The sequence below is a fragment of the Cohaesibacter intestini genome (genome assembly GCF_003324485.1).
GTDB lineage: Bacteria > Pseudomonadota > Alphaproteobacteria > Rhizobiales > Cohaesibacteraceae > Cohaesibacter > Cohaesibacter intestini.
Window position 1 is genome coordinate 347426 of record NZ_QODK01000004.1, and the last position, 23377, is coordinate 370802.

The following is a 23377-nucleotide window of genomic DNA, read 5'->3' on the forward strand; positions in this document are numbered from 1 at the left end:
ATTTGAAAGACAGGGGACTGGATTGGAGCCAACAGGGAAAAAGGCTGCCACCATTGAAGATGTGGCCAAGCTTGCCGGGGTTTCGATCGCCACTGTCAGTCGAGCGATGCGGACGCCGGAAAAGGTCGCGGAAAGCACGCGCAAGAAGGTAACTGCGGCGATTGCCCGGACCGGCTACACGGTCAATGCCATGGCGCAGAATCTGCGCATGCAAAGGTCCAAGATGGTGATGGCGCTTGCACCGTCCATTTCCGATCCGAACTTTTCAGGCATTCTGGTGGGGCTGGAGAAAGTCGCCAACCAGCGCGGCTATGGTGTGCTGATCGGCAATACAGAGGGCAATGTGGAGCATGAGGAAAAATATCTTCATTTCCTCTCGACCGGAATGGTGGATGGGCTGGTTCTGCTAACCGGACATTTGCCGGTGGCTGGTTGGCCCGAGCGGTCCGCCTCCAGCTTCCCGCCGATGGTGGCTGCCTGCAATCCCGTCGATCATGCCGAAATCCCTTATGTCGGTGTCGATGACACGGCTGCCGCCAAGGTGGCAACGGACTATCTGATCTCGTTGGGCCATCGGCGGATCGCCTATGTAGCAGGGCCGCAGGGCAGTCTGGTCGATGATATGCGCTATGCGGGTTATTGTCAGGCAATGCTTGAATCCTTTGACCGGCCCGACATCTGGAAGGTGCGTGGGGATGGTTCGACCGAAGGCGGACGGGCTGCCGTGGAATTGTTGTTCATTCGTGACACCCTGCCGACGGCCTTTTTCTGCTTCAGTGACAGCACAGCCATCGGCGTGATCAGCGCACTCAATTCGCGCGGCATGCAGGTGCCTCATGATTTTTCGGTGGTTGGCTTTGATGATATTCCCTTTGCCAGCCACATTACGCCTGCACTGACAACCATTCGTCAGCCACGCACCCATATTGGCGAGATTGCCATGACGGAACTGCTCGATCAGCTCACCAGCCATCGGCGGCATCTTGGACGGACCCTATTGCATGGGGATTTGATCGTTCGCAGTTCCTGCTCGACGCCCCATACCATCAAGTAGGTCTTGCCCTGGTGCTTGGGCTTCGGACTTGCGTTGGGCGATCATTCGGGTGACGAGGTGCAGCACGCGGTCATATTCTTCGGTTCCTGCGCGTAGACGGTCGATTGTCCGGCCTTTTCCATTGAGCAATTTGAGGTCTTTGTTCGGTCCGGCGGGGCGGATGTCTGCCACCTTGTCCCACGGGGTGAATTTGGCGTCGCTGCGCTGGGCCAGCAGGCCAATGCCCTGCATGGTCATGTCGTCAGCAATGGCCAGCAGCAAGGTGCCCAGTATGGATGCACCGCGTCTGCCAGCGCCGATCGTTGCGGAAAACAGCCCTTGCTCGGTGATCACATAGCCGACCTGAAGGTGGTTGCCGGTCAGGGCGACAACGATCAAGTAGCAAAGACCGAGAAAGATGGAGAAGCCGAAGGCTCCGACATAAACCCCGAGTACCGGTTCATAATAGCCCTGATAGGCGGAGTATCCGGTAAAGAGTGTGGCAAAGAGAAGGGGAATGCCGATCATCGGAATGGCCACTTGCTTTATGACACAGGCTGACAGCACGGGGAAATCATAGTCCCAGTAGAAGGGGGCTTTACCGACAGGATCTGGCATTGCGGTCTCCTTTCCCCTTTGAGGCCTGTGGAGTGCCGCTCATTGACCCGTGCGCATCACGTTGGTTTCGATCTGGCTGCAGACGGTTTGGAAATTCTCTGGCGTGCAGAAAATGGCATCAAGCACCAAAAGGCCCGAGCGCAAGACAATGGTGTGTTGGGTGCGGATGATTTCCAGCTCGTCAATATCCTCCCAACGGGTTTGTCTGCCGCTGTTGGCGCTGGCGAGCAGGCCGGCTCCGGCCAGTCCGGGATTGAAGGTGATCAGCCCGAGGGAAATGGCCAGACTGCGACTGACCTTGGCGCGGCTGTCGATGACGCGCGATTGAATGTCATCGCGTCCCAGTTGGAACTGCATTTTCATCCGGTTGCCAAGGACCAGCAGAACAGCAATGGCAACGAGGACCGTCAGAACCCCGATCGCACCAAAAAACAGGATGATGGCGACCCTGATCTCGCCCGGATCATTGTCGATGACCCCAAGGACCAGCATGAGAAGGGCAAGGGCCGCAGCCGGAATAAGGATCACCAGCCCAAGTTGGCGCAGGACGACGCGATTGGTGGCCAGCGGAACATCAATGGTCCACTCGATCGGTGTGTTGCCAAAGGTGTCTTCACTCGTCTTTTCGGGGGCGTTGAAGGGGTCTTGGGTGACAGCTTTCTTGTCTTTTGTTGCTGTCTTGGTCTCTGCCTTTGTCATGGGGTCCCTTCCTTGTTCAGTGTCAGGGAGGAGGTCTTCATGATAGCGGAGCAGCGACGCCTTGTCTCGAGCACCTTGTCACATTGGACATCTGTAGCAGCAATGCGAGGGCCTACAATGCATCAAGGCCGACAAGATGTCCCGTCGGCCTTGATGTTGTTGTGTCTTGATGGCAGCCCGTTGCTGCTAGTCGTCGAAATAGTGCAGTTTTGCGGGATCAAAGCCCAGTTTCAATTGCTGGCCGGGGTTGATGTCATGCTGGCCAAACAGGCGTATGGTGGAGTCGATGTTGGCAATCTTGGAGATGACATTGGTGTCGCCTCCCAGATGCTCAACATGCTGCACATCTGCGCTCAGCGGGCCATCGTCTGCGAGATAAAGGTCTTCCGGGCGCAGCCCAATGGTGCGGCGGTCGCCCTCCTCAAGCAGCGAGGCGGGCAGGAAATTCATCGAAGGCGAGCCAAGGAATCCGGCAACGAACTTGTTGGCCGGATTGTTATACAGATCCATCGGGCTGCCGATTTGCTCGACCCGGCCATCACGCAGCACGACGATCTTGTCAGCCAAGGTCATGGCCTCGGTCTGGTCGTGGGTCACATAGATCATCGAGGCATTGAGCTGTTTGTGCAGATTGGCGATTTCGATGCGGGTATTCATGCGCAGTGCTGCGTCGAGGTTCGACAAAGGCTCATCGAGCAGGAACAGCTTGGGCTTGCGGACGATGGCCCGGCCAATGGCGACGCGCTGGCGCTGGCCGCCGGACAATTCGGACGGATAGCGGCTGAGATAGTCATCCAGTTTGAGCATCCGCGAGGCTTCATTGACGCGGGCGGTAATCTGATCCTTCGGTACGCCTTCCTGCTTCAAGGCCAGCGACATGTTGTTGGCGACATTGAGGTGGGGGTAGAGGGCGTAGGACTGGAACACCATGGCGATACCGCGTTTGGAAGGCGGCACGCTGTTGACGACTTCGCCGCCAATAGAGACTTCTCCCGATGAGGCATCTTCAAGGCCCGCAATGACCCGCAGCAGGGTGGACTTGCCACAGCCGGAAGGGCCGACGAAAACGACGAACTCGCCATCCTCGACGTCGATATTTATGTCTTTCAGGACCTCGGTCTTGCCAAAGGCCTTGCACACATTTTTCAGGGTCAGCGCAGTCACAGCGTTGCCTCCTCAAGCATTACAGGTTTGCCGGTGCGGATGCTCTGGTCGGCGGCAAGGCAAATGGCCAGCGATTGCACTGCATCCTGCATATGTCGTTCCAGATCGATATCGTCTTTGATGGCGCGCAGGATGAAATCCTGCTCGTTGGCGCAAAGCTCGTTATGGCCGGGCTCTCCTGCCAGATCGATGGTCCGGTCGCCGTCCGGTTTGTGAACCAGAATGCCGCCAACCTTGGTGTGGCCATCAATGTCGGCCGATGCGCCCTTGTTGCCATCGGTGATCGAAACCGAGCCATTGGGCGAGACGATGTCTTTGACGAAAAAGGCGGTCTCGGACATCATCGGCCCCCAGCCTGCCTCATACCAGCCGACCGAGCCATCGGCGAAGATGACTTGTAGTTGGCCATAATTATACATGTCCTCGGCGATCTCATCGGACAGGCGCAAGCCCATGCCATTGACGCTGACAGGCTTGGCATCGGTGATCTGACACATCGCGTCGACATAATGGACGCCGCAATCGACAAGAGGGCTGGTGGTTTGCATCAGGGCTTTGTGGGTTTCCCATTCAGCGCCGCTTGATTGCTGGTTGAGATTGAGGCGGAAGACATAAGGTCCACCCAGCGCACGGGCTTCGGCCACAAAGCGGATCCATGAGGGGTGATGCCGCAGGATATAGCCAACCACCAGCTTGCGGTTGGTGCGTTTGGCGGTGGCGACCACCCGTTCGGCATCCGCCACGCTCATGGCAAGGGGCTTTTCGACGAACACATGGGCCCCGGCTTCCATGGCGGCGCAGGCAAAATCCACATGGGTGTCGGTATAGGTGGCGATCACCACGAGGTCAGGCTTGGTCTCGCTCAGCGCTTGATGAAAGTCGGTGAAGAAGGGATAGGCGGCCAATTCGTCCTTTTTGGCGCTTTGCGTTCGGGCAACGAGGCCGACAATCTCGGACTCTGGATGATGATGGTGGGCGAGGGCATGGGAAAAGCCCATATTGCCGAGGCCTGCAATCAGGGTTCTGATCATTTCACCGCTCCTGAAGTGATGCCGCGAATGAGCTGGCGGGAGAAGATGACGTAAAGGATGAGGACCGGCAGGATGGCCATCGACAGAGCGGAGAGAACCGCATTCCAGTCGGTGACGAACTGGCCGATAAAGACCTGACTGCCAAGGGTCAGGGTTTTGGTTTCCTCGGCCGGAGCGAGGATCAGCGGGAACCACAGGTCGTTCCAAATCGGGATCATGTTGAACACCGCGACCGTGGCCATGGCTGGACGGACCAAAGGCACGACGATGCGCCCGAAGATCACATATTCATTGAGGCCATCGACGCGGGCAGCGTCTTTGAGGTCATTGGAAACCTGCTTCATGAATTCGCTGAGGATGAAGACCGCCAGCGGCAGGCCTTGGGCTGTATAGACCAGAATGAGCGCCCAGAGGGTGTTCACAAGGCCGGTGGCGACCATCATTTCCAGAATGGCAACGGTGCCAATGCGGATTGGGATCATGATGCCAAGGGCCAGATAAAGCCCCATCAAGGTGTTGCCCTTGAAGCGATATTCACTCAGCGCAAAGGCGGCCATGGCTCCGAACAACAGGATGAAGAACAGGGAGGCCACAGTGACGATGAAGCTATTCTGGAAATAGAGGAAGAAATCCCCTTGTTTCATCACGGTTTCATAGCCGATCAGCGAGAAGCTGTCCGCATTGGGCAGGGCCAAAGGCTCACGAAAGATGGCTTTGCGGGTTTTGAAGCTGTTGATCAGGATGACGAAGACCGGGAACAGGGCGATCAGGGTGTAAAGACCCAGAGCGCCATGCATAGCCAGCGCATTGAAGCGGTTGGTACGGGCTGTATTTTCCATGTCTGCCTCCTTCTACATTTGATAACGGCGCAGGCGCGTCTGAATGCCGAACAAATAGATGCAGACGCCAATGAGAATGATCGCGAACATGGAACCAGCAATGGCCGAGCCCATATGCGGGTCACCCAATTGCAGCTGGAAGCCGAAGAAGGTGCGATACATGAAGGTGCCCAGAATGTCGGTCGAGAAGTCCGGACCGGCAAGGGCCCCCTGCGCGGTATAGATCAGGTCGAAGGCGTTGAAATTGCCCACGAAGGTGAGAATGGAAATGATGCCGATGGAGGGCAGGATCAGCGGCAGCTTGATTTTCCAGAAGGCGGAAATGCCGGTGATGCCGTCAATTTCACCCGCTTCAAGCACTTCCTCGGGGATCGACAGCAAAGCAGCATAGATCAACATCATCGGGATGCCGACAAACTGCCAGACCGAGACCAGTGACAGGGCGGTCAGGGCATAGGCTTCCTTGCCCAGCCACGGGGCAAAGAGGGCCTTCAGGCCAATCGCATCGAGCATATTGGGGGCGATGCCCCAGATGGGCGACAGGATCAGCTTCCATGCAAAGCCGACAATCACGAAGCTCAGAATGGTTGGAATGAAGATGGCAGACCGATAAAGCGCCGCAAAGCGCAAGCGCGGATGGGACAGGATCGCTGCCAGTGCGACACCAATCGGGTTCTGGACCAGCATATGAATGAAGAAGAACCAGAAATTGTTCCCCAGCGCGTTCCAGAATTGCTCGGACCAGATCGAGTTGCCGAACAGACGTTCGAAATTGGCGAATCCGACATAGGTGCGCACATGATCGATCTCGCTATAAAGAGCGAGGCGCAGGGTGTTGAAGAGCGGAAAGATCATGACCGCAGTATAGACCAGCACGGCTGGTGCCAAAAACACGACGATGTGCCATCGAAAGCGGGGCGCTTGCATCACATTCTCCAGTTTCGAAGCCTCTCGCGCTTTCCCGGTCCGATGAGGCTTGAAAGTCAGTCTGTTGCTCGCACCCAGCTTGATGTCGTCTCGGTGCCTTTAGGCTTGACGGGTGCGGACATCGCAGGTTGGGCGAGGGCCGTTCAAGGCCGGGCCGATCCTGTCCGCAGCCCGAGGGCTACCGACAGGCTATGTGAGGCAAGCGACGCGGTGCGCCGCTTGCCCGTTGGTCTTACATTTGCGGTTTGTACCAGCTGGCCAGACCATCCTGCAGTTTCTTGCCAAGCTCTTCAGGGGTCGCGGTACCCTTGATGGCGGCGGCTGATGCACCCCAGGTCTCGTTTTCGAGGTTTGGTGTGCCGCGGGACAGGATCTGGTAGGTGGAACGAATGGTGCTTTCGCACTTGCCGCGCCAGCTGACAAATTCCTTGGCGAGCGGATCGCTCAGCTCGACAGGGGTTTTCGACAGCGGGAAGAAGCCCGGCAGAGCGTTGCCGAAGATTTCAGCAAATTCAGGCGAAGCCACCCAGCTCAGGAAGGTTTTGGCGGCTTCTGGATTCGGGGTTTTGGCATTCATGCCAATGCCGATATCGGTGTGGTCGGAAATATAACATTTGTCGCCAGCCTTTTTGACCGGTGGCATGAAGGCACCCATCTTGAAGTCAGCCTGTGCGTTGAAGCCGGAAATTTCCCAAGAGCCTGCTGGATAAACAGCGGCGCGGCCAAGGGTGAAGAGGTTCTGGCTGTCCGGATAGGTCTGGGCTTCAAAGCCGTCGCCGAGATATGGGGCCCATTTGGCCAGCGTCGCATATGGCTCAACCCACTGCGGGTCGGTCAGCTTCTGCTCGCCCTTGATCAGAGCCAGACGGCCTTCTTCGCCTTTCCAGTAGTTTGGACCAATATTGTTGTAGCCCATGGTGGCCGCTTCCCACTGGTCATTGGTGCCCATGGCCATCGGAATATAGCTGCCGTCTTCCTTGATTTTCTCAAGGGCTGCGAAGAATTCGTCTTCGGTTTCCGGGGCTTTGAGGCCCAGCTCGTCGAAGGCGTCTTTATTGTAGATGAAGCCGTGGATCACGGAAGCCATCGGTACGCAGAAGGTTGCAGAACCATCGTCCGTCTGCCAAGCGGATTTGGCAACGTCGGAGAAGTTGTTCATGGCGTCCATGTCGTCGAGTTTTGCCAGATGACCGGCATCATATAGAGCCAGCGAGGCATCGAATGGACGGCAGGTGATGATGTCACCAGCAGAGCCTGCATCAAGCTTGGAGTTCAGCACCGCGTTATATTCGGTTGGAGCCGATGGGGTGAACTTGACTTTGATACCTGGATGCTTGGCTTCAAAGGCTGGAATGATCTTGTCCTGCCAGAGAGTCAGGTCGTCATTGCGCCAGCTCTCGATGGTGAGGGTAGCGTCGGCGGCATAGGCAGCGCTGCTCAGCACGGTGGCTGCGAGAAGGACTGCAGTTGTCAATTTGGTGTTCACGTTGAACCTCTCTGTATGTTGTGTTGCTTGGTTGCAAGTGGAATGGGCAAGTTGCTTTTCTTGTTATGGTGCTGGTTCTAGTCCTTGGCGGCGAGCGCATTGAGCGCTGCACGCAAATGGTCGTCGTGACGGCTGAGAAGCGCCTCGGCCTCCGCCTTGTCGCTGATGCCGGCGCACAGAAGAATGGCCTGTTTGACATTGCCCTGTGCTGTTTCAAGGGCGTTGGTGGCGTCATCCTCGGATGTCTGGGCAATGGTTTGGACGATGATTCTTGCCCGCTGGCGCAGTTTGTTATTGTCTGCCTTCAAATTGATCATCATGCCGTCATGAACATGGCCCAAATGGATCGCCATCATGGTGGAAAGCATGTTGAGTGCCATTTTCTGGGCGGTCGCTGCACCCATGCGGGTCGATCCGGAAATCACTTCCGGAGGGGTCGGCAACAGGATCGGACAGTCGCTCAGGCCAAGCAGCGGAGAGCCTGGATTGTTGGCGATGCCAATCACGTAGGTGCTAGCATTCTTGGCAATATGTGCCGCTTCCAAAGTGTAAGGGGTGCTGCCGCTGGCAGAAATCGCGATCAGGCAGTCCCGGTCGGACAGATCAGACAAGGCTTGCGTCAGGCTGGAGCTGTCATCTTCGGTGTTGCCGGGCATGTCGCCATTGGTGGGGATGCCGCCAGCCATCAGAATGCGGATCTTGGCTGAATCGATGCCAAAGGTGCCGCCAAGCTCGGAGGCATCTGCCAATGCCATCAGCCCGGACGAGCCTGCTGCGGCGTAAATCAGCTTTCCACCGGCTAGGAACTGACGGGCCATTGCAGCGGATCCGTCGCAGATGGCGGGCTTTGCCGCTTCAATCGCCTTGGCTGCCTCTATCTGGCCATTGGCAAGAATCGTCGCAATGTCCAGCGGGGGCTGGATTTCCAGGCCGATTGCGCTTCTGTGGCGTGTTTCGGTGACAAGGTCCACTGCTTACTCCTCCTGACAGTGCTCTCCAATATAATACCTTTTAAATACCATCTGTCCACCTCTAAAGTTTGCATAATATCTAGGCTTGTGCGAAAAATTTTTGCTTATTGATATATTTGGTCTTATTTTGGTCTTTCTTTATTCCGTCTGGTCCTGTATGACTGAATAGGATTGGAATTGTTTTGGAGGGTTTTTGCGCTGACCGCGCTTTTGGCATTCTGATCTGGATGCGAGGGAGCCTGAAGAGAGGCGCAATCAGAACTGTGAGGCATGCCTTGATGACAGTGGAAGATTATCTGCGAGCGGGGGACTGGTTGAGTAAGAAGGCTGGGCCTCTCTATGTGCTGCTGTCCCGGCGGATTGAGCAGGCCATTGCCATGGGGTTGTTGCTGCCTGACCATTCACTGCCTGCCGAGCGGGAAATCGCGGATCTGACCGATCTGTCGCGGGTCACCGTGCGCAAGGGCATTCAGGAACTGGTCAAGAAGGGGATTGTCGAGCAACGTCATGGCTCCGGTTCCTTCGTGCGTCAGCAGCCGGGCAAACTTGAGCAATCTTTGTCCCATCTCACCTCCTTTACCGAAGACATGATGGCGCGGGGCTTTGAAACCTCGTCGATCTGGCTGGAACGCGAAGTGCGCAGGCCATCGCCGGATGAGATGTTCACGCTGGGATTGTCCGGGGGCGTCTCGATTGCCTGCCTCAATCGGCTGCGGGAAGCCAATGGCCAGCCGATGGCCTTGGAATGTGCGGTTCTGCCGGTCGATATCCTGTCGGACCCCTCCAAGGTCACAACGTCACTGTATGATCAGCTGGACCGGGACGGCAATCGTCCGGTGCGGGCGGTGCAGAAGATTTCTGCGATCAATCTGGAGGCGCGCGAGGCCGAGTTGCTCGGTGTGCCGGTGGGGATGGCGGGGCTGAGCATTCGGCGCATTTCCTATCTGCAAAGCGGTCGGGCGATCGAGTTGACCAAATCCATCTATCGTGGCGACGCTTATGACTTTGTCGCCGAAATGAGTTTTTCACAATGACAGAAGGCAGTGCCCAATGACGAAGATGCGGGAAGAAACCGAAGAAATCCCTGTAGCCGTGGAGCGACTGCTAAAGAGCGTGCCGGACAGCATTGACCCGGTCGCGGCTGCCCTGCGTGCGCGTGATCCCAAGGTCGTGGTGACCATTGCCCGCGGCTCGTCCGATCATGCTGCCTATTTCATGAAATATGCCATCGAGCTGGTGATGGGCCTGCCCGTTGCCTCGCAAGGGCCGTCGATTGCCTCGATCTATGGCGCCAAAATGAAGATGGACAGCGCGGCCGTGTTTGCCATTTCCCAGTCCGGGGCGAGTGCTGATATCGTGGCGATGGCCAAGGCGGCGCGAGAAGGCGGGGCGCTGACGGCGGCTCTGGTCAACACGCTGCCATCCGATCTGGCCAATCAATGCGAACTGGCGGTCGACATCAAAGCCGGAGAAGAACAGGCGGTTGCCGCCACCAAGTCTTATGTCAACTCGATCGTCGCCGGGCTGGCGATCCTCGCCGGATGGGCTGAGGATTACACGTTGAAGAATGCACTGGCGCGTCTGCCAGAGCATCTCAACACCGCCTTGTCGATTGACTGGTCAGAGATGATCGAGCCGGTCGCCAAGGCCAATTCGCTCTATATGCTGGGCCGTGGGCCGACCATGGCGATTGCGGCCGAGGCCGCGCTCAAATGCAAAGAAACCTGCGAACTGCATGCGGAGGCCTATTCGTCGGCCGAAATGTTGCATGGGCCCGTGTCGCTGGTGGATCGGGACTTTCCGGTTATCGCCTTTGCGGCGCGGGATGCTGCTGAAAACTCGATTGTCGAGATCGTCAATGGAGTGGTGGCGAAGAATCCCCATTGCTACATTTCATCGAACCATGCAGGCGACGCAGTGCGGTTGCCCTTTGTCGTTACCGGTCACCCGCTGACCGACGCCCTGACATTGATCGTGCCTTTCTATCGCTTTGTCGAGCAATTGTCGCGGCATCGTGGCCTTGATCCGGACAAGCCTGCAGCGCTGAAGAAAGTGACGGTGACGCGATGACCGGTTCCGTTGCCTATTCCGCCAAGCACCTGTTTGATGGCGAACATTTTCATGACGATGTTGCCCTGTTGGTCCGGAATGGATCGGTTGCAGGGCTTGCGTCCCTCTCTGATGTGCCGGATGGTTATGCTTTGCACGATCATGTGAGCGATCTTCTGGTGCCGGGCTTTGTCGATCTACAGGTCAATGGCGGCGGCGGGGCATTGCTCAATGACACGCCCACCAAGGATGCCATCGAGACCATTTGCTCGGCCAATGCCCGCTTTGGTACCACGTCTGTTTTACCGACGCTGATCACCGACGCGCCAGAGGTGCGCGATGCGGTGCTTGCAGCCGGTGCCGAGGCCAAGCGTGCCAAGGTGCCGGGCTTTCTGGGGTTGCATCTGGAAGGGCCGCATTTGTCGCGATCTCGCAAAGGGGCCCATGTGGAAGATTTTATTCGGCCAATGGATGACGCTGATCTGGCGGCGCTGACCAAGGCAGTTGGCACCTTTGGGCAGGCCATGACGACGGTCGCGCCGGAAAATGTCACGTTGGATCAGGTAAAGGCTCTGGTGGCGGCGGGCTGGAAGGTCAGTGTTGGCCATACCGATTGCAAGGCGGCGGATGCCAAGGCTTATTTCGAGGCAGGGGCGTCGATGGTGACCCATCTGTTCAATGCCATGAGCCAGATGGGCAATCGCGAACCCGGTGTGGTGGGGGCGGCGCTGACCAGTGACACGGTCTGGTGCGGCTTGATTGCCGATTGCGTTCATGTCGATCCGCTTTCCATGGCGATAGCCTTGCGGGCCAAGCAGGGGGCAGGGCGTATTTTCTTTGTCACCGATGCCATGTCGCCCACAGGTACCGATGCGACCGAATTCATTCTTGGGGGCCGGACCATCTATCGCCGCGACGGGCGACTGACCTTGGCCGATGGCACGTTGGCCGGGGCTGATATCGACATGCTGTCGATGATCAAGCTGGCCCATGAGAGATTGTCCTTGTCCTTGGCTGATGTGCTGAAAATGGCGTCGCTCTATCCCTCGCAGGCCATTGGTGCCGCTAACAAGGGGCACTTGCGCACCGGGGCGGATGCCGACTTTGTGCTGATGGGGGCTGATCTGTCACTGCATTCCACCTGGATTGGCGGGCAGTGCTGCTTTTCCCGCACCTGACAGTGAGGGCGCTTGAATGATTGTCTGTTTCGATATCGGCGGCACCTCTATCAAGGGTGCATTTGGTGCCGACCCACGATCGCTGGAAATCGTGCCGCGTATCCCGACACCGGGCCATTGTTTTGAGTCCTTTGTGGCTGCGTTGCGCAGCGTGATCGCGTTGGCGCCGGAAAGACCGCGCTGCATATCCATTTCAATTGCCGGGATCATTGATCCTGCTAGTGGTCTGGCGGTTGTTGCCAACATTCCCTGCTTGCATCGACGTCCAATGCAGGCCGATCTGCAGGCAGCCCTTGGCCTGCCGGTGATCATTGCCAATGATGCCGACTGTTTTGCGCTGGCCGAGGCCGAGCTTGGATCGGCCAAGGGGCATGAAGTCGTCTTTGGGGTCATTTTGGGTACCGGGGTTGGAGGTGGTCTGGTGATCGACGGACAGTTGGTCAATCGCCGCGGCGGGTATGCCGGAGAGTGGGGCCATGGTCCCGTAGCGGCAACCGAAGTGGGCGATCCGCCTATTCACTTGCCGCGTTTTGAATGTGGCTGTGGTCTGAAAGGCTGCATTGATGCCACCTGTAGTGCACGGGGGCTGGAAAAGATCCACAAGCATCTGACCGGCACCTGTCTCTCCGCAGAACAGATTGTTGCGGCTTGGGAGGCTGATGACGCTGCGGCCAGCAAGACCATAGCTGTCTATGTGGACCTGATCTCCGGGCCGTTGGCACTTGTGATCAATGTGACAGGGGCGTCGATTGTGCCGGTCGGTGGCGGTTTGTCCAATGCGACCGCGCTGATCGCAGCCATTGACGCGATGGTGCGGCAGCGTATTTTGTTGCATGGCCTTGAGCATATCGTTGTTCCGGCCGAAAACCGGATTGAGCCGGGCATTCTGGGGGCTGCAATTCTTGGCAGTCGGTTTGATGGCTAAGGACGATCATCGCCAGTTCCAAGAGGGTCAAGCCGGGTCAGCCGATGTCTTGCTGGAAGTCTGTGTCGATAATGTCGAAGGGCTTGAGGCCGCTTTGGCTGGCGGGGCGGACCGGATCGAGCTTTGTTCTTCTCTGGCAGTGGGTGGCCTGACACCATCGGCAGGGTTCATGGCCCATGCGGCGACGCACTCCCCCGTGCCTGTCTATGGCATGATCCGGCCCCGGGCCGGGAACTTCTGTTTTTCCGCTGAAGAGATCGCCTTGATGTGCGCCGACATTCGCTCCGCTCGCGATGCTGGTCTTGCGGGGGTGGTGATCGGGGCGGCGCGTCTGGATCTGACGCTCGATCTGGACGCCTTGGCGCGGATGGTTGAGGCGGCAGAGGGCATGGGAGTGACCCTGCATCGGGTGTTTGATCTACTTGCCGACCCTGAAGCTGCCATTGAAGAGGCCATATCTCTTGGGATCGAGCGGATCTTGACGTCTGGCGGTGCGCCTTGTGTGAATGAAGGTCGCGACCAGTTGCAGGCGTCGATCGATTGGGCTGCCGGCAGGATTGGCATCATGCCCGGTGGTGGGGTGACAATCGACAATGCGCCTCTATTCAAGGCTATGGGGATGAAGGAACTGCATGCCTCTTGTTCATCTCCTTGTCAGTTGGCTGGAGGTGCAACGCGGGAGTTGGCGCTCGGCTTTGTTGCGGCGGGGGCAAAAAAAACGGACCGCGACAGGGTCGCGGCCCTTAAGGTTGCAATCAATCATAAGGGGTAAATGGCTGCTCAGTTTCACCCCAATGCTGCTTGCGGAGAGATCAGACTTTCACAGGGCCATAATTGGCGAAGGCCGATATGACATCGTCCATTTCGGCGTTGGACAGGATGACCGGATCGCCGACCTGTTTGCTCAGGCAATAGACCTTGGCGATATTTTCCAGCTCTTCGAGGCGCCAGAGGGCTTTGTCCAGGCTTTCGCCGACAACAATTGCCCCATGGTTGGCCATCAGGCAGCCATGGCGATCCTGCATCACACGATTGACTTCATCGGACAATTCGATACTGCCAAACAGGTGATAGCCAGCCAGCGGCACATCATAGCCGCCAAAGGCCGCAATCATGTAATGGCAGGCGGGGATCGTCTGGCGATTGATGGCCAGCGCCGACGCATAGGCCGGGTGGGCATGGACGACAGCGGCCATGTCGGGGCGGCTATGCAACAGGCCCTGATGGAAGCGCCATTCGCTTGACGGCTTCAAAGGCTCGTTGCCGGTGGGGGCGCTGTCGATTGGCATGCGGACGAGCATATCCGGTTCGAGGTCGGCATAGGGAACGCCGGACGGGGTGATCAGCATGTCGTCGCCCCGATCACCGGTGCGTACGGAAATATTGCCTGAGGTGCCTTGATTGATGCCGCTGCTATTCATCCAGCGGCAGGCGTCGATGATGGCTTGGCGGGTGGTGACGGTATCCGGGAGAGCGTTGGTCACGTCTCTTGCTCCAATAATAATTGTGCGGTTTGGGAACAGGTGGCCAGATGGGTGACATAACCACCCTTGATGGCGGCGCGTGCACCGGGCACCCTTGCTGCGCCGGAGGCAACCAGAATGCCCATTTCCTTGTCGCGCATCTGTTCGAGGGTGACGCCGAGCATCCGGTCGTCAATGTCGGTCGGGATTGGCGTACCATCCTGATCGATCAGGCGGGCGCAGATGACGCCGGTTGCGCCCTCCTGGCGGTGCTTTTCCAGACTGTCGAGGCTGAGAATGCGCGTGCGGGCAATGTGGCTGGTATCGGTGACTGTGCCGCAGGCAAACAGCACCTTGTTGCAGTCGGCCACGGCGGCCAATTGTTCTGTGATGTCGGGCTCGGCGCGCAACTGGGTGGCCAGCTCGGCATTGGAGACCGTGAGCGGTACGTGCAGGTTGATGCAGTGCGCGCCGAAATGGCGGGCGATGGTGCCCGAGCAGACTTCGGCAGCAAAGCCCAGATCAGCAGCGCGAGAGCCGACCAATTGGACGACCGTGATGTCTTCGATGGATAGATGCGGGGCCATTTCGGCCACCCGATAGATGGTCTCGCCCCAGGCAACGCCCATCCGGTCGCCCGGTTCGAGCAAATGGGGTAGCCAGTCGGCGGTGGAGCGGGCGACGCGCTCGGTTGAGCCTGCCGGACTGGAAGGGTCGGAAGGCACCACCAAAGCTGCGGTCAGGCCATAGGCATCCTTGAGCCGTTCAGACAGTTCGTGATTGAGAAAGATCTCGCTGTCGAGCGTGATACGAACATATTCACGGCGGCGGGCTTCGGTCAGATAATTGACAACGGATGCGCGGCTGACGCCGAGGCGCTTGGCAATGTCATTCTGATTGAGGCCGTCATGATAATAGGCCCATGTCGCCTCGATGATCGCGTCGTCCTGCCTTGAAATGCGGCGCGTCAGAGAATGGGTAGGTTTTGCTTTGGAACTGTCTGTCGCCATGGTCGGTTCTCCCCCCAATTGGCTCACTGCCCGGCTGGTCCTTTTTTGTTTGTGGACCGGGATGTGAGATCTTTAGGCGCTTGTCGCTCTAGCCTGATTTGGCTCGGGATGCAATTTGCGCCATCACCCGGCCCCTTTAGCGCGCGGAAAAAAGCTGCGGGGCCGGGTGCGGTTGAAGCGTCAGTCAGTCTTGGACAGGTCTGGGAAGAGCGCCGCCAGACCTTCCGGGGTGGCCTCACAGACACCGCGTTCCGTAATCAATCCGGTGACCAGCCTGTTCGGTGTGACATCAAAGGCCGGGTTGCCGCCCTCAGTCCCCATCGGGGTGACTTGCACTGTGCCGATGTCACCTGCTTCCGTCTGACCCTGAACATGGGTGGTTTCGAAGGCATTGCGTTCCTCGATGGGAATTTCGGCAACGCCGTCATCCACCGTCCAGTCAATGGTCGGAGAAGGCAGGGCGACATAGAAGGGCACGCCATTGTCATGGGCGGCGAGCGCCTTGAGATAGGTGCCGATCTTGTTGCAGACATCGCCGCGGCGGGTGGTGCGGTCGGTCCCGACAATGACCATGTCTACCAAACCATGCTGCATCAAATGGCCGCCGGCATTGTCGACGATATATTTGTGCTCCACACCATGGCTGCCCAGCTCCCAGGCTGTGATGGCGCCCTGATTGCGCGGACGGGTTTCATCGACCCAGACATGGAGTGGAATGCCTTCATTATAGGCGTGATACATCGGTGAGGTTGCTGTGCCCCAATCCACAGTGGCCAGCCAACCGGCATTGCAGTGGGTGAGAATGCGGACCGGTTCACCCTTTGGCTTTTTGGCAGCGATTTCGCGGATGATGGCGAGGCCATTTTCGCCGATGCGGCGGTTGATTTCCACATCTTCATCGGCGATTTCATGGGCCAATGCCAAAGCAGCCGCCGCACGATCCGCTTCGGGCAGGGGGCTCAAATGGGCTTTGCAGCGATTGAGCGCCCAGCGCAGGTTGATGGCCGTTGGACGGGTCTTGTCGAGATAATGCCATGCCTCGTCGAGATGCTTGTCGGACGGGTCGAGCTTCATCGCAAGCGCCATGCCATAGGCAGCCGTTGCCCCGATCAGCGGAGCGCCGCGGACGCGCATTTCGACGATGGCGTCAGCAAATTCTTGCATCGTGGTCACGGACTGGATGCGGAATTCGTGGGGCAGCCAGCGCTGATCGATGATCGCGACCGCGTTGGTGCTTTCATCCCACCAGAGTGAACGATAGTGTTTTCCGTTGACCTTCATAGGATGTCCCTCTTGTTGAAGTCGCGTGCCATGGCCACGAGGGCGGTGGGATCGGCGATGGTTTCGGCTTTGAGAATGATTTCTGCTCCCATCATCAGGTTGCGTGCTTCCAGTGGGGCACGAACCGTGACGTCCTCGATGCTTTCAAAGTCGGCATTGTGGGCGAGGGACAGGGTGCGGCGGTGCATTTCGATGCCGCAGATGGCAAGCGCGTCGATCCAGATGTCTTTGAGCAAAGCCTTACAGGCCGCTTCCGAACTGTGACCCTGATCTTCGAACAGGCTTTTCGGATAGAGCATGCCGGTGCGCTCGGTCTTCCAGAGATGGATGAACTCGGCCTCGAACTGCTGATAACAATCGGAGATCACCGAAAGGATCCATTCCTGATAGTCATCAAGCTCTGCACCGCGATGGGCCGGTTGGCTGAAATAGGCCATCAGGAAGTTGGCGGTCAGCATGCCAATGTCAAAGCCCATCGGGGCATATTGGACAAATTCGGGGTCAATCACCCGGCTGTCGCTATCGGTCGACATGATCGACCCGGAATGCAGGTCCCCATGCACCATGGTTTCGGTGTTGGAGGCAAATTTCATCAGCATGCGCTGGGCGCGGGCTTTCAGCTCGGCATTGCCTCGCAGCTGCGCCACCACCGGGTCAAGACCATCGGTATGGTGGTTCATTTCCGCGTCATAATAGGGATCGGTGAAGACCAGAGCCTCGGTGATGGCGGGGATTTCAATATTACCGGCAAAGAGGCCGACATCGGCTTTCTTGTCCGCAGACTTCATTGACAATTCGGATCCGCGGAAGGCCGTACGGGCACAGAAATTACCAAGGAAAGTGGCAAGACCCTCAACCCTTTCACCCCTGATCAGTTTGTGGCGCAGAATTAGGTGCGGCTTGATGAATTCCATCGCGATCAGGGCGTTGGTTTCATCGAAATGGAACACTTCGGGTACCGAGCCGGGGTCACGGGCTTCCTGACGGATCAGCGCGTGATATTCGAAAAAGGCCCGGTAAAGCGGCAAGGGCCAGCTGTCGCCGACAAGGCGGACATAGGGCAGGGCCTGCTTGACGATGATGGTCTCGATTTCCCCATCCACAATGAAGACGAGGTTGAGGTTTCCGTCGCCCACTTCACGGACCTTCCAGGCGCTCTGGTCACCACCGAGTCGGTCGGCAATGGCAGCTACGCCGGCGAGGTAACCGGGCAGGCTTTCGGTTGAAAATGGTGTGTATTGACTATGTTCAGACATGGCTTTGTTCCTCCCATGGTGGCTTCACACTGACATCAAATTATTCAAACGTCAAGTGGGTTGACAAATGAATAATCTGTGCTGATAATCGCTCGTGGAAGCTACGCCGCACTGGTCGGCGCAGGGAGGAATAATTGAGTGAAGCAGCGCTGAAAGTGACAGGGCTGCGCAAGTCATTCGGCCAAAACCGAGTGCTGCGCGGGCTTGACATGGAGCTATATCCCGGGACCGTTACCGTGCTGATGGGCGCGAACGGGGCGGGCAAATCGACACTCGTCAAAGTCATCTGCGGCTATCACGGCGCCGATGAGGGAGCGATGGAACTTGAAGGCTCTGCCTTTGAGCCGGAGGATGCCGCTGACGCCATTGCCAAGGGCGTGGTGACGGTGCATCAATCCATCGATGACGGGGTCATTCCAGATCTAGATGTGGCCAACAATCTGTTGCTCGACCGGCTCGCCCGATCGGATGCGGGTCTGTTCGTGCGTGAACGCCCAATGCGTGCGGAAGCCGAGCGCGTGGCAGCCGGTATGGGGCTGTCGATGGATGTCCGCACCCGGGTATCCGACCTCGGGGTTGCTGATCGCCAGATGATCGCCATTGCACGGGCCATGGCGCGCGCACCGAAATTGCTGATCCTTGATGAGCCGACATCGTCACTCTCCGCATCAGAAGCAGATCGCCTGTTTGCGCTCATTGACCGGTTGCGGGATCAGGGTGTGACCATTCTGTATATCTCCCACCGCATGTCAGACATCCGCCGGATTGCCGATCGGATCATCTGTATGCGGGATGGCAAGATTTCCGGCCTGTTTGAAGGGCCGACGCTTGATTACAAGGGTGCGGTCACCGCGATGCTTGGTCGTCAGATGAGCGAAGCGGCGATTGACCCAATGGCGGCAGGGGACCCGATTTTAGAGATCAATGATCTCACCCTGCTTGAGCATGGCGGCAAGGTCAGTCTGAGTGCTGGCGACGGCGAAGTGGTTGCCATCACCGGCCTGCTTGGCAGTGGCAAGTCAAAGCTCGGGGAAATCATTTTCGGTCTCGACCAGTCGCCGACAGGCTCGATGAAAATCGATGGCAAGGCCTATGCGCCGAACAATGCCAAGGATGCTGTGCGCGGAGGCGTCTATATGTCGCCGAAAGACCGGGCAACCAATGCGGTCATTCCCGACTTCGACATTGCCGACAATATGACCCTGCCGTTCCTTGGCGCCTTCAGTCGCCTGTCCCTGCTCAGTGGCAAACGCCAGCGCAGGGCAGCGGACGCGATGATCAGCCAGATCGGCGTTGTCTGTCAGGGCAATGGGGACGGGATCAATACCCTGTCGGGCGGCAACCAGCAAAAAGTGATGATTGGGCGCTGGTTGCTTGAGCCATGCCGGGTTCTGCTGCTCGACGAGCCTTTCCAAGGGGTCGATATCGGCGCCCGAAGGGACATTGGCCAGCATATCCGGGCCACAGCCAAGGGGCGGGCGACCATCGTCTTCGTCTCCGAAATCGACGAAGCTCTGGAGATCGCCGATCGGGTGATCGTGCTCCATGAGGGCGCCGTCGTCGGCGAACATCGCAACAGCAATATCGATATGACCGCCCTGGTTGGCCAGGTGTCCGGTCAAGGTGCAACCAACCAAGCGGCCGAATAGTTATGCAAAACGACAAAATCATCAACTTTGCCATCAAATACGGCTTTCTGATCCTGCTGGTGGGCCTCGTCATTTACTTCTCTGTTGCGGCCTCCGGCTTCGCCTCGCCACGCTCTGCTGTGTTCGTTCTTCAGTCGGTGGCGATCACTGGCATCCTTGCGCTGGGTGTCACCTGTACGCTCGTGGTTGACGGGTTCGATCTGTCGATTGGCGCGGTCGCTACCTCGGCACTGATGCTGTCAGCCTATTCGATGGTTATCCTTGAACAGTCTGCCTTTGTGGCGGTGATGCTGTGTCTGCTGATGGGCGCTCTGGTCGGTTTGGTCAATGGCATTCTGATCGTGAAATTCCGCGTGCCGGATCTGCTGGCAACCCTTGGCATGATGTTCCTGCTGATCGGTCTGCAACGCATTCCGACGCAGGGCAACTCAATTGCCACGGGCATGAGCCTGCCAGATGGCTCTCAGGCAACCGGTGTCTTCTCGCAGGCCTTCCTGTGGCTTGGCCGTCATCGCTTTGATCTGGTGATGGAACGCCTTGTGCCGGTGCCTGTTCTGATCTTCATCATCATTGCCTTCGGCATCTGGGTGTTCCTGGCGCTGACCCGTCATGGCCGTCTGATGTATGCCATCGGGTCTAATGAGCGTGCCGCCGGTCTCGTCGGTACCCCGGTCAACAAATACAAGGTCGTTGCCTATATGGTCTCCGGCGTCATGGCTTCTGTCGGTGGCATTCTGCTGGCGGCCCGCCTCGGGCGCGGGGATATCGCATCAGGCAACAATCTGCTGCTCGACAGTGTGGCCGCTGCCCTCATCGGCTTTGCCGTGCTGGGCGCTGCCCGTCCGAATGCGTTCGGGACGGCCATCGGAGCGCTGTTTGTCGGTATTCTTTTGCAGGGCATGACCATGCTCAACGCCCCTTACTACACACAGGATTTCGTCAAGGGCGCTGTCCTTGTCGTTGCTCTTGTCTTCACTTTCTACCTGTCCTCGCGTCGCGGGTCAGGCGGGAAAGCCTAAAATTTCGACGGGCCGATCTCTTGTCGGCCCATCGATCCAGTCATGAGTGCGGCTCTGATTATCAACGGGAGGAGCCGGGCTCGCCATGAAGTCTCATAGTTTGGGAGGATCTAACATGTTGAGACGTGAATTTATGAAACTGGCCTGCGCCACTTCGCTCGCTTTCGGGGCGTTTGGTGTCACGGCTGCCGCTGCGGCCGATATGCCAAAGCCATTTGACAAGCCCGAAGATGTCACCATCGCTCTGGTGCGCTATCTCTCCACCGGTGACTTCTTCCAAGCCTATCTTTCCGGCGTGGAAAAACAGTCGGCAGCCCTTGGGGTCAATCTGCGCATTTTCGACAGCCGTCAGGATGCAGCCCTGCAGGCCGATATGGTTGATCAGGCCATTGCTCTGGGTGTTGACGGCATCGTCATCCAGCATGGTCTGACCGAATCCATGAAGGAAGCTGCCCAGCGGGCGGTGGAAGCTGGCATCAAGGTCGTGGCCTTCGACGTCAATGTTGAGAATAAAGCCATCCCGCAGGTCGAGCAGTCCGACTATCTGCTCGGCAAACTGGCTCTGGAACAGGCTATGAAGGATAATGGCAATTCCTTCACTGCTGGCTATGTCTATGTGCCGGGTATCGCACCGCTTGACCGTCGTCATGTGGCTTGGGAAGAAGTGAAGAAGGCCAATCCGGGCATCAAGGAAGCCGCCATGTTCGGCACCCTCGACAACCCGATTGCCAACTCGGTGGCCAACCAGGCCCGTGCCGTGCTGCAGGCCAATCCAACCATCAATGTGGTCTTCGCTCCTTATGACGCCTTTGCCAAGGGCGTGAAGATTGCCGTCGATGAAGCTGGTCTGAATGAGGATATCAAGATTTATTCTGCTGATGTCTCGACTGCTGATATTTCGGCAATGCGCGAACCGAATTCAGCTTGGGCCGCAACGGTTGCAACCAACCCCGCCGTGGTTGGTGAAGTGTCCGTGCGCACCCTTGCCCTGATGCTGGCAGGTACCAATCCGGGCGAACAGGTCGTGGTTCCACCAACCCTGATCACCCAGACCTTCCTGAATGACAATGACATCAAGAACATGGACGAGCTTGGCCAGAAAATGCCGCAGTTTGCCCATGCTGACGTGGCAATGGCTCCTTGGATGCCTGTGCCTAAGCGGTAACCCCCGCAGAGCGCCCGGCTGGTTCCCCGGAAAAAGCCATGCCGGGCGCTTTCCTTTCCAAGGCTATGCCCACCCGAATTCTGACAGACGACACGGAGTATTGAGATGTTGATTGGAATTGATGGTCGCATGACCCCGGAGCTGCTGCATTGTCTGGCACGGATGGGACATGGCGATGAAATTGTTGTTGCGGATGCCAATTTCCCGGCAAATTCCACCGCTGAGCATTGCAATGTTAAAGAGGCCATCCAGCTGCCCGGTCTTGATGCACCAGCAACGATCGAACTGATCACGCAATTGATGCCGCTTGAAGGCTTTGCCGACTATTCCGCGCTTCGGATGGAAATTGACGGTGAGCCAGAGACCCTTGGCGAAGTGCATAGTGAAGGCTTTGCGGTGATGGAGTCACGCCTGCCAGAAACGGGATCGCTCTCCAGTCTTGAGCGGCAAGACTTTTATGTACAGGCCAAACGCGCCTTTGCCGTGGTGCGCACCACCGAAGCGCGGCCCTTCGGCTGCTTCATTCTGCGTAAGGGTGTCGTTTTTTAAGGCACCATCTTCAAAGACATTGCTTTTTTAAAGGACTGACCTGCCCCACAGGCCAGTCCAAATGACTTGTTCCCAGTCTCCCAAGATAGGCAGCCCCTTTATCAGCATGAAGTGGCTTGACGATGAGGTATTCACATGCGCAATGAAAAGAGGACGGAGGACGTTGCTCTCGGCATTCGCCGTCGCGTTTTCGAGCACACGATCCGCAACAATGGCGGCTATCTGAGCCAAGCCTGTTCAGCCGCCGAGCAATTGGCATGGCTCTATAATGAGCAGCTCAATTTGGGCGCGCCGACCTTGCCTGCGATCCCCAAGCCGTTTGAAGGTGTGCCATCACCCAACAACCCGAATTATCACACCGGGGCAGGCTATAACGGCCCGGCAACGCCGGACTTTGACCGTCTGTTCATCGCGCCTGCCCATTATGCGCTGGTTGCCTATGCGACCCTGATCGAAGTGGGCCGGATGGATGAAGCGGGTCTGAAAATGTTCAATCAGGATGGCTCGTCGGTCGAGATGATCGGGGCGGAGCATTCGCCCGGCATGGAAGTGCATAACGGTACCCTCGGCATCGGGCTTTCCACCGCCGCAGGCCTTGCCTATGGCCGTCGCCTGAAAGGCGATAAAGGCAAGACATGGGTCTTCATGTCGGACGGGGAAGTGCAGGAGGGCCAAACGTGGGAAGCCATTCAGGCCGCTCGCTTCCATGGCATCGACAGCCTTCATGCCATCATGGATGTCAATGATCAGCAATGCGACGGGGCGATGGATTCGGTGATGGAAGTCGGCGACATTCGCCGCAAGATGATTGAGTTCGGTGCTGCCTGCATTGAGATTGACGGCCATGATCTCGACGCCATGCGGCAGGCAGTGAATGAACCCCATGAAGGGCGTCCCTTGATCATTCTGGCCCGGACGTCTCCGTTCAAGAGCATGCAAATTCTGGAAGAGCGCTTCCCGCGTCTGCATTATGTCCGCTTCAAATCCGAAGATGAACGCGCCCGCTTCAACACATCGATTGCCGAAGATCTCGGTGTCGATCCTGTTGATTATGCGCATTAAGGA

23 protein-coding genes are annotated in these 23377 nt (G+C 57.6%); 11 read left to right on the plus strand and 12 right to left on the minus strand.

Features of this window, described 5'->3' with window-relative positions:
* Positions 1 to 22 precede the first annotated feature (22 nt).
* Positions 23 to 1054, plus strand: a complete 1032-nt coding sequence (locus DSD30_RS16190) for a LacI family DNA-binding transcriptional regulator (RefSeq protein ID WP_114010748.1) — start codon at positions 23 to 25, stop codon at positions 1052 to 1054.
* On the opposite strand, the gene DSD30_RS16195 is transcribed toward DSD30_RS16190, so the two are convergent.
* From DSD30_RS16195 to DSD30_RS16230, 8 genes are all read right to left on the minus strand, one after another.
* Complete coding sequence (locus DSD30_RS16195; RefSeq protein ID WP_114010749.1) at positions 995 to 1651, minus strand: hypothetical protein; 657 nt, start codon at positions 1649 to 1651, stop codon at positions 995 to 997. The two genes, DSD30_RS16190 and DSD30_RS16195, sit on opposite strands and share 60 nt — an antisense overlap.
* 39 nt (positions 1652 to 1690) lie before the next feature.
* The gene (locus DSD30_RS16200) at positions 1691 to 2350 is read right to left on the minus strand and encodes a hypothetical protein (RefSeq protein WP_114010750.1); all 660 of its coding nucleotides are present in this window, start codon (positions 2348 to 2350) and stop codon (positions 1691 to 1693) included.
* Between the two features lie 186 nt (positions 2351 to 2536).
* Positions 2537 to 3514: an ABC transporter ATP-binding protein gene (locus DSD30_RS16205; RefSeq protein ID WP_114010751.1), complete on the minus strand. Its 978-nt coding sequence runs from the start codon at positions 3512 to 3514 to the stop codon at positions 2537 to 2539.
* Entirely contained in the window at positions 3511 to 4545 is a 1035-nt protein-coding gene (locus DSD30_RS16210) for a Gfo/Idh/MocA family protein (protein ID WP_198662991.1), read from the minus strand. The genes DSD30_RS16205 and DSD30_RS16210 overlap by 4 nt, the downstream gene beginning before the upstream one ends.
* Positions 4542 to 5384 (minus strand): carbohydrate ABC transporter permease, encoded by an 843-nt coding sequence (locus DSD30_RS16215; protein ID WP_171021897.1) that lies wholly within the window; start codon positions 5382 to 5384, stop codon positions 4542 to 4544. Before DSD30_RS16215 ends, DSD30_RS16210 begins: the two co-directional genes overlap by 4 nt.
* 12 nt (positions 5385 to 5396) lie before the next feature.
* Entirely contained in the window at positions 5397 to 6311 is a 915-nt protein-coding gene (locus DSD30_RS16220) for a carbohydrate ABC transporter permease (RefSeq protein ID WP_114010752.1), read from the minus strand.
* Positions 6312 to 6543: 232 nt separating this feature from the next.
* Positions 6544 to 7797 carry an ABC transporter substrate-binding protein gene (locus tag DSD30_RS16225; RefSeq protein WP_114010753.1) on the minus strand — a complete coding sequence of 418 codons (1254 nt, stop codon included), beginning with the start codon at positions 7795 to 7797 and terminating at the stop codon, positions 6544 to 6546.
* Between the two features lie 77 nt (positions 7798 to 7874).
* Complete coding sequence (locus DSD30_RS16230; protein WP_114010754.1) at positions 7875 to 8768, minus strand: N-acetylmuramic acid 6-phosphate etherase; 894 nt, start codon at positions 8766 to 8768, stop codon at positions 7875 to 7877.
* Positions 8769 to 9046: 278 nt separating this feature from the next.
* Here DSD30_RS16230 and DSD30_RS16235 point away from each other — a divergent pair, with 278 nt between their 5' ends.
* The 5 genes from DSD30_RS16235 to DSD30_RS16255 are packed head-to-tail and all read left to right on the plus strand — an operon-like array spanning position 9047 to position 13692.
* A complete protein-coding gene (locus DSD30_RS16235; protein WP_114010755.1) occupies positions 9047 to 9802 on the plus strand; it encodes a GntR family transcriptional regulator in 756 nt (251 codons plus the stop codon).
* 16 nt (positions 9803 to 9818) lie between these two features.
* On the plus strand, positions 9819 to 10838 hold the full coding sequence (locus tag DSD30_RS16240) for an SIS domain-containing protein (protein ID WP_114010756.1): 1020 nt from the start codon (positions 9819 to 9821) through the stop codon (positions 10836 to 10838).
* Positions 10835 to 11995 carry an N-acetylglucosamine-6-phosphate deacetylase gene (nagA, locus tag DSD30_RS16245; RefSeq protein ID WP_114010757.1) on the plus strand — a complete coding sequence of 387 codons (1161 nt, stop codon included), beginning with the start codon at positions 10835 to 10837 and terminating at the stop codon, positions 11993 to 11995. The genes DSD30_RS16240 and nagA overlap by 4 nt, the downstream gene beginning before the upstream one ends.
* Positions 11996 to 12011: 16 nt before the next feature.
* Entirely contained in the window at positions 12012 to 12920 is a 909-nt protein-coding gene (locus DSD30_RS16250) for an ROK family protein (protein ID WP_114010758.1), read from the plus strand.
* Complete coding sequence (locus tag DSD30_RS16255; protein WP_114010759.1) at positions 12913 to 13692, plus strand: copper homeostasis protein CutC; 780 nt, start codon at positions 12913 to 12915, stop codon at positions 13690 to 13692. The genes DSD30_RS16250 and DSD30_RS16255 overlap by 8 nt, the downstream gene beginning before the upstream one ends.
* 40 nt (positions 13693 to 13732) lie before the next feature.
* Here the strand turns inward: DSD30_RS16255 and DSD30_RS16260 are convergent, their stop codons facing one another.
* The 4 genes from DSD30_RS16260 to mtnK form a co-directional block, all read right to left on the minus strand.
* Positions 13733 to 14404, minus strand: coding sequence for a class II aldolase/adducin family protein (locus tag DSD30_RS16260; RefSeq protein ID WP_114010760.1), 672 nt, complete (start codon positions 14402 to 14404; stop codon positions 13733 to 13735).
* Positions 14401 to 15393, minus strand: coding sequence for a sugar-binding transcriptional regulator (locus DSD30_RS16265; RefSeq protein WP_114010761.1), 993 nt, complete (start codon positions 15391 to 15393; stop codon positions 14401 to 14403). Before DSD30_RS16265 ends, DSD30_RS16260 begins: the two co-directional genes overlap by 4 nt.
* A gap of 180 nt (positions 15394 to 15573) precedes the next feature.
* On the minus strand, positions 15574 to 16674 hold the full coding sequence (gene mtnA, locus DSD30_RS16270) for an S-methyl-5-thioribose-1-phosphate isomerase (RefSeq protein WP_114010762.1): 1101 nt from the start codon (positions 16672 to 16674) through the stop codon (positions 15574 to 15576).
* Entirely contained in the window at positions 16671 to 17930 is a 1260-nt protein-coding gene (mtnK, locus tag DSD30_RS16275; RefSeq protein WP_114010763.1) for an S-methyl-5-thioribose kinase, read from the minus strand. Before mtnK ends, mtnA begins: the two co-directional genes overlap by 4 nt.
* Positions 17931 to 18064: 134 nt before the next feature.
* On the opposite strand from mtnK, the gene DSD30_RS16280 reads away from it, so the two are divergent.
* The 5 genes from DSD30_RS16280 (at position 18065) to DSD30_RS16300 (ending at position 23374) form a co-directional block, all read left to right on the plus strand.
* Positions 18065 to 19579, plus strand: a complete 1515-nt coding sequence (locus tag DSD30_RS16280; RefSeq protein WP_198662992.1) for a sugar ABC transporter ATP-binding protein — start codon at positions 18065 to 18067, stop codon at positions 19577 to 19579.
* Between the two features lie 2 nt (positions 19580 to 19581).
* Entirely contained in the window at positions 19582 to 20598 is a 1017-nt protein-coding gene (locus tag DSD30_RS16285) for an ABC transporter permease (protein ID WP_114010764.1), read from the plus strand.
* Between the two features lie 133 nt (positions 20599 to 20731).
* Complete coding sequence (locus tag DSD30_RS16290) at positions 20732 to 21763, plus strand: substrate-binding domain-containing protein (RefSeq protein ID WP_245418517.1); 1032 nt, start codon at positions 20732 to 20734, stop codon at positions 21761 to 21763.
* 105 nt (positions 21764 to 21868) lie between these two features.
* Entirely contained in the window at positions 21869 to 22312 is a 444-nt protein-coding gene (locus DSD30_RS16295; protein ID WP_114010766.1) for an RbsD/FucU family protein, read from the plus strand.
* A gap of 135 nt (positions 22313 to 22447) precedes the next feature.
* Positions 22448 to 23374, plus strand: a complete 927-nt coding sequence (locus tag DSD30_RS16300) for a transketolase (RefSeq protein ID WP_114010767.1) — start codon at positions 22448 to 22450, stop codon at positions 23372 to 23374.
* The last annotated feature ends 3 nt before the right edge of the window (positions 23375 to 23377 follow it).